This is a genomic window from Herpetosiphon gulosus (assembly GCF_039545135.1).
GTDB classification, from domain to species: Bacteria; Chloroflexota; Chloroflexia; order Chloroflexales; family Herpetosiphonaceae; genus Herpetosiphon; species Herpetosiphon gulosus.
This window is the reverse complement of the sequence record NZ_BAABRU010000091.1, coordinates 1-1245: the sequence shown is the minus strand read 5'-3', so window position 1 is coordinate 1245 and position 1245 is coordinate 1. Positions and strand designations below refer to the sequence as shown.

Below are 1245 nucleotides of genomic sequence, written 5' to 3'. Positions count from 1 at the left end.
TGATGTGGTCCTGAACGTATAGACATGTATGCTATCATACCTATACGGGAAAGGAATCCACCAATGACACGGCAAAACCCTCGCACCTTTACGGCGGAATTTCGCCAAATGGCCATCGATCTCGCGTTGCATGGCGAGCACACCGTTGCCCAGATCGAACGCGATCTCGGATTATCGTCGGGTCTCTTGCGTCGGTGGCTCAAAAAACACCGTCTGGCGCAGGCCGCAGGCACAACCGTCGCTGCCGTGGCTGCGGAAACCCAGGAAATGGCCCGCCTGCGCCGCGAAGTTAAACGGCTAGAGCAGGAGAACCTGATCCTAAAAAAAGCCGTGGCTATCTTCGCGCATCCATCACCGAGCGGTATCAGTTCATCGCTGACCACCGAACGCTGATGTCGGTGCGGGCCATGTGTCGCCTGCTGGAGGTCGCTCCCAGCGGCTTCTATGCCTGGTGCACCCGCCCGCCGAGTGCCCGAACGATAGCCAATCAAACCTTAACTGAGACCATCCAGTCCATCCAAGCCACCAGCGGCTTCCGCTATGGCAGTCGTCGGATTCAAGCGAGCTTACGCCAGCAGGGCGTGCGGGTTGGCCGCCATCGGGTCCGTCGCCTGATGCGGAGCGCCAACCTCCACCCGCGCCGCACAAAATGGCGGCGGCAGACGACCGTGCGCACGTGCGGCGCGTCTGCCGCCCCGAATCACTTGCAGCGCCAGTTCACCGTCACCGCCCCGCATGCCTGCTGGGTTGGCGACATCACCGCCATTCCGCTGCGCAATGGAACCGCCTATCTGGCGGGGGTTTTAGACCTCTATACCCGCAAAGTCGTTGGCTGGACGCTGGATGGGCGGATGGATGCAACCTTGGTTGAACGGGCGTTGCAGATGGCCGTGACCCAGACCCAGCAGCGGCCAGTCATGCACCATACGGATCAGGGAAGTCAGTACACCAGTGCCGCCTACCAAGCGTTGGTGCGCCAGCATGGCATCACCATGAGCATGAGTGACATCGGCAAATGTTACGATAATGCGCCCATGGAGAGCCTGTGGGCAACCCTGAAAACCGAATTGACCCATCATCGGACGTATGACAGCCTTGGAGTATTACGGCGCGATCTGTTCGAATACATCGAAATTTTTTATAATCGCCAACGGCTACATTCGAGCTTAGCCTACCAAACGCCCGCGATGATTGAAGCGGCGTGGAGCGGATAAGATAATTATCCATTAAATCGTGACCACATCA

General features: G+C 58.3%; 2 protein-coding genes. Both read left to right on the top strand.

The window, feature by feature from the left end; translation table 11 throughout:
• Positions 1–63: 63 nt before the first annotated feature.
• Positions 64–393, top strand: a complete 330-nt coding sequence (locus tag ABEB26_RS26875; RefSeq protein WP_345725172.1) for a transposase — start codon at positions 64–66, stop codon at positions 391–393.
• Positions 351–1214: an IS3 family transposase gene (locus ABEB26_RS26870; RefSeq protein WP_345725173.1), complete on the top strand. Its 864-nt coding sequence runs from the start codon at positions 351–353 to the stop codon at positions 1212–1214. Before ABEB26_RS26875 ends, ABEB26_RS26870 begins: the two co-directional genes overlap by 43 nt.
• Positions 1215–1245: the final 31 nt, after the last annotated feature.

Bases quoted from the DNA above. Each gene is read 5' to 3' on its own strand.
- ABEB26_RS26875 (WP_345725172.1), top strand. From the start codon at position 64: ATGACACGGCAAAACCCTCGCACCTTTACGGCGGAATTTCGCCAAATG.